The sequence below is a fragment of the Acinetobacter piscicola genome, assembly GCF_002233755.1.
Classification (GTDB): domain Bacteria; phylum Pseudomonadota; class Gammaproteobacteria; order Pseudomonadales; family Moraxellaceae; genus Acinetobacter; species Acinetobacter piscicola.
The window spans coordinates 1-4,494 of the sequence record NZ_NIFO01000054.1 but is presented as its reverse complement, the minus strand read 5'-3'; the positions used below and the strand labels follow the sequence as shown (position 1 = coordinate 4,494).

Below are 4,494 nucleotides of genomic sequence, written 5' to 3'. Positions count from 1 at the left end.
TCGTGTGCCGTTTGGTTGTTTATTACCCATTAATCACATTTTTTCACATTTTTTGATCAAATTTGGTTTAATACACGTGCGATAATTGTTGTTAGAATATAATTCAATGTCGTTAATACTGTTATTGACTACTTTTACTATTAAGAAAACCTCAAGGAATTCTATGCATCCTTATTCTTTACTATGGGTATGTTTACTTAGCATTGGTGTAGCAAGCCAAGTGTCTGCCCAAACAAATTCATCTACTCAAGTAGATCCTGTTGAAACTGTATCTACAGCAATGAATGATGATGCTGTTTCTAAGGATGCTATTCCTAATGAAAACTCTGTAGTTGATCAACAGCATACTAAGCATCCGAGAATTGAAGCATTAAAAGAACTTAAAAACGTTAATTCTAAAGATTTAAAAGTAAATGCTAATGCTGCCCAGCCTGAAAGCGTAAAGGATCCATTACAACCGCTAAACCGTGAAATTTACCAATTCAATGATATGTTAGACCGTAACATTGCTCGGCCAATAGCGGTTCAATATGTACAAAAAGTACCTAGCGAAGTTCGTAGTTCATATCGTTTATTTAAGAAAAATATGTCTGAACCTTGGAATGCTGTCAATCAGCTCGCTCAAGGTCGTTTTAGCCGTGCTGCAAAAAGCCTTGGTCGCTTTACCATTAACACAGTTACATCTTTAGGTTTAGCCGATCCTGCTCGACGTCTGGGCTTAAGTACCGAGGAAGAAAGCCTAGGAATGACTTTGGGTTATTATGGTTTTTCAAGTGGTCCATATTTAATGCTACCTATATTAGGTCCAAGCACCTTTCGTGGCGCATTGGATTATCCTGCTGAAAGTTATGCTAAGCCAATGACTTACATTCTGTCTAATAACAATCAGACTGGGCTGGCTTTAGGGCAAACATTCTGGAGTGGTATTGATGCCCGCTCTAACCTTCTAGAAGTTGAAGATGTATTACAGGGCGACCGTTACGCTGCCATTCGTGATATCTATTTACAACGTCTTGCTTTCCAAATTGCCGAGAAAAAAGGTAAAGGTGAAGAAGCGGTATCTTTTGTAGATGAAGATTCTGACGACACAACAGATTCAAGTCATAACCCTTAACAACAATATTTTGTTAAACTTATTTGCTAGTAAATTGTATCGTTTTACTAGCAAAGTATAGTTATCTATAGTAAATCTACTAGATACAACAGCAGTTCATATTTTAGGATCATTTAACTCTTCTATGTATTTCATTCAACCAAGTCGTCAAATTTCTAGCCTTGAGCACGTCTTAGATGCTCTTCCGAGCTTACAGATGATTAACATTGAAGATATTCATCTTTATGATCCGACGATTATCACTATTGCTGATGTGCATGACTTCTTACAACATCAATGGTCTTTACCAACTATTGTCATTGCCAAAGAAAATGAAGGTACTGAACTTTCTCAAGCATGGGAATTAGGCGCATTAGCAGGTTGGATTTGGACGCGTTTACCTGCCAACCTAGAACATTCTTTATTTAAAATTGATGCTCAATATAAACGTAATCAAGACAGCCGAGATCTTCCTTCAGCTGCTGAATTACAAAAAAAACTCCTTCCTAATCCAATGGAGCTACAAAATTATAAGGTTGAAACCTTATTTCAACCATCTGCTTATTTGTCTGGTGATTGGTACGATTATTGGAAAATTAGCGATAAAGAAATTATTTTCTATTTAGCCGATGTTTCAGGACATGGTGTGACCAGTTCACTCCTTACCTCTTGGATGGCTGCATTTCATGGCCGATCAAAAACACCAAGAGAACTGATTAAAAAATTAAATGGTATGTTGGTTCAAGAAAATATTGAAAAGCATATCACTATGCTGGCAGGTATTTTAAATCTTGAAACGCATCAACTGCGTTGGTCTAGTGCAGGTCATTACCCTCCACCTATTATTTTTGAACCGAATCAAGCACCTCGCGTTTTAAATACGAGTAGCTTTCCTTTAGGTTTAACTGAAGATCTTGAAGTCGAAGAGTTTGAATGCACTTTAAATAAACATGCTCGGTTCATTATTTGTTCTGATGGTGCTTTAGAGCCGTTCACTGGCGGTTTGAATGAACAATTTGCTCAATTGGTCTACCATTTGCAAAATCAATCATTTCGCGCACCCGATCACGTTGCAGATGACATTGCCATTCTTAGCTTTCGAAGAATGAATTAATATAAAAATCAATATTTTAACCGAATATAGACTATTAACCTATACGCAAATGCTTGAGTATAGACTTGCGCTATGTGATAATTTTCCAATCCTTCTCTGCAAATGGCATTTATATGTCAACAGGTCATGTTGAATATGCAAGCTTGAATGGAACGCATATCTTCAAACTTATTGGTGAAGTGCGAGCCCAGTCTTGTATAAGCTTAGACAAACTTTTGGCGAGGATTGAACAGCAAGAAAACGTCGTTGGCGCTATTGTTGATTTAACCGAAACCACATTTATTGATAGCACAGTTCTTGGAATACTTGCCAAATTAGGCTTAAAGCTTAAACAAGTTCATCATATCCAAGCGGTCATGCTGTCTACAAATCCAGACATTACTACTCTAGCCAATAGCATGGGCTTAGGGCAGGTTTTTGTCATCTTAAATTATTGTGGTGATTCCCAAGTATGCACACAAGCGTTACTAGATGACAACGTAACGCATAACTCAATGTTATGTACTGTTCTCGATGCGCACAAAACATTAATGAAACTTAATGAAAACAATCAAAATATGTTTGAACCATTGGTCAAACAACTTGAAAAGCAACAAGATACAATGAAATGTAGCGCTCCAAATCAAGAAAGCGTTTAATCATCATTTCAAAGTAATATTTTCAAGGATTCGACATGTCTTTACTTTCTGTTGTTCAAATGAATTCTCAAAATGACATTGAAGCTAACTTCAGTGTCATTGAGTCATTGATTCAACAAAGTAAAACAGATGGCGCTTCTTTGATTGTTTTTCCTGAAAATTTTGTATGTTTTGCAGCTGGTAAACAACGCGAAACAGCTGAGCGTTTTGAAGAGTTTCAAAAACGTCTTGAACAATTGGCACAGCAATATCAAATTTGGATTGTTGCTGGAACATTGCCTTGCCCGTTCCGTCCAGATGGTTCAATCATTCAAGATGGTCGGGTACGTACTGTAAGCCTGTGTATCAGCCCTGAACGGACTGAAGCACGTTATGACAAAATTCACTTGTTTGATGTACAGGTGGGTGATGCTGTGGGCGGATATCAGGAATCTAAATTCTTTGAACCTGGTACTGACCCCGTTGTTGCAAAAACCCCTTTTGGCAATATCGGCTTAATGGTTTGCTATGATTTGCGTTTTCCTGAACTTGCACTGACGCTTCGTGCTCAAGGTGCTCGTATTTTAACTGCTCCCGCTGCATTTACTTATACCACTGGACAAATGCATTGGCAGCTATTACTTCAAGCTCGTGCAATGGACAGTCAATGTCAGGTGCTTGGTGCAGCTCAACAAGGTTGGCATGGTGAGAAACGTCAAACTTGGGGACATGCTGGTGCTACGAATAGTCGTGGGCAGATTTTAGAGATCACGGATGCTGAAGGTACACAATTGATTACTGTGCCTTTTGATCTTGAAGAACAAGATTCTATTCGGGCATCTATGCCACTCATGCAACATCGTAAACTTATTACATTTTAATGTTGTAAATTCAATTCAGAAATTGATTCTGCCATGTATTAAAATTAAATATAAATACAGTTAAACTAAAGCTCTTTTCTTCTTTATGATTCATCAAACAAATTAGAATTTACTCATTCTTTTCACACTCAAAATAGGTATAAATTTACAAAAACACTGCTTATTCTTTTTTTAATTTAAGACAGGATAATGATTCCAATAAAATGTTCAGGGAATCAAAATGTCTTTAGAAAAAGTAGTTTATACAGCACATGCAAAAGCAACAGGTGGTCGCGATGGTAGTGCAACATCTTCAGACGGTATTTTAGATGTTAAATTGGCAGTACCTAAAGAAATGGGCGGTGCTGGCGGTGGCACAAACCCTGAACAACTTTTTGCAGCGGGCTATTCAGCATGTTTTCTTGGTGCTATGAAGTTTGTTGCGAATCGTGATCACTTAAAAATTACCCCTGATGTTTATATCGAAGGTGATGTCGGTATTGGCCCTATTCCAACTGGTTTTGGTATCCAAGTAACTTTAAATATTCATTTAGAAGGTTTGGAACAAGCGGAAGCGCAGAAACTTGTCGATGCTGCGCATATTGTTTGTCCGTATTCAAATGCAACGCGTGGCAATATTGATGTGACTTTGAATGTGGTTGTTTGATTTTTTAACAAACAATTCAGATAGTTATATCTCAAAAAAGCCAATTAGTTTCTAATTGGCTTTTTTATGAATAAATGTTTTAAAATTGGTCAAACAATTGATATTAAAAAATATAAAACTGTTATTCACCAATTAAAATGTCT

General features: G+C 37.1%; 5 protein-coding genes. All 5 read left to right on the top strand.

The genetic code is table 11. From position 1 onward, the window contains the following. Nucleotides 1-163: 163 nt before the first annotated feature. The 5 genes from CDA10_RS16610 (at nt 164) to CDA10_RS16590 (ending at nt 4,351) form a co-directional block, all read left to right on the top strand. Nucleotides 164-1,114 carry an MlaA family lipoprotein gene (locus CDA10_RS16610; RefSeq protein WP_089606642.1) on the top strand — a complete coding sequence of 317 codons (951 nt, stop codon included), beginning with the start codon at nt 164-166 and terminating at the stop codon, nt 1,112-1,114. 124 nt (nt 1,115-1,238) lie between these two features. Beyond that, nucleotides 1,239-2,207 (top strand): RsbU family protein phosphatase GigA, encoded by a 969-nt coding sequence (gigA, locus tag CDA10_RS16605; RefSeq protein ID WP_089606641.1) that lies wholly within the window; start codon nt 1,239-1,241, stop codon nt 2,205-2,207. 113 nt (nt 2,208-2,320) lie between these two features. Continuing rightward, nucleotides 2,321-2,845, top strand: coding sequence for an anti-anti-sigma factor GigB (gene gigB, locus CDA10_RS16600; RefSeq protein WP_089606640.1), 525 nt, complete (start codon nt 2,321-2,323; stop codon nt 2,843-2,845). Between the two features lie 35 nt (nt 2,846-2,880). Continuing rightward, complete coding sequence (locus CDA10_RS16595) at nt 2,881-3,705, top strand: carbon-nitrogen hydrolase family protein (RefSeq protein ID WP_089606639.1); 825 nt, start codon at nt 2,881-2,883, stop codon at nt 3,703-3,705. A gap of 220 nt (nt 3,706-3,925) precedes the next feature. Then, nucleotides 3,926-4,351 (top strand): organic hydroperoxide resistance protein, encoded by a 426-nt coding sequence (locus tag CDA10_RS16590; protein WP_089606638.1) that lies wholly within the window; start codon nt 3,926-3,928, stop codon nt 4,349-4,351. Nucleotides 4,352-4,494: the final 143 nt, after the last annotated feature.

Excerpts from the sequence above, each read along its gene's own strand:
- CDA10_RS16610 (WP_089606642.1), top strand. The coding sequence starts at position 164 with ATGCATCCTTATTCTTTACTATGGGTATGTTTACTTAGCATTGGTGTA.
- gigA (WP_089606641.1), top strand. The coding sequence starts at position 1,239 with ATGTATTTCATTCAACCAAGTCGTCAAATTTCTAGCCTTGAGCACGTC.
- gigB (WP_089606640.1), top strand. The coding sequence starts at position 2,321 with ATGTCAACAGGTCATGTTGAATATGCAAGCTTGAATGGAACGCATATC.
- CDA10_RS16595 (WP_089606639.1), top strand. The coding sequence starts at position 2,881 with ATGTCTTTACTTTCTGTTGTTCAAATGAATTCTCAAAATGACATTGAA.
- CDA10_RS16590 (WP_089606638.1), top strand. The coding sequence starts at position 3,926 with ATGTCTTTAGAAAAAGTAGTTTATACAGCACATGCAAAAGCAACAGGT.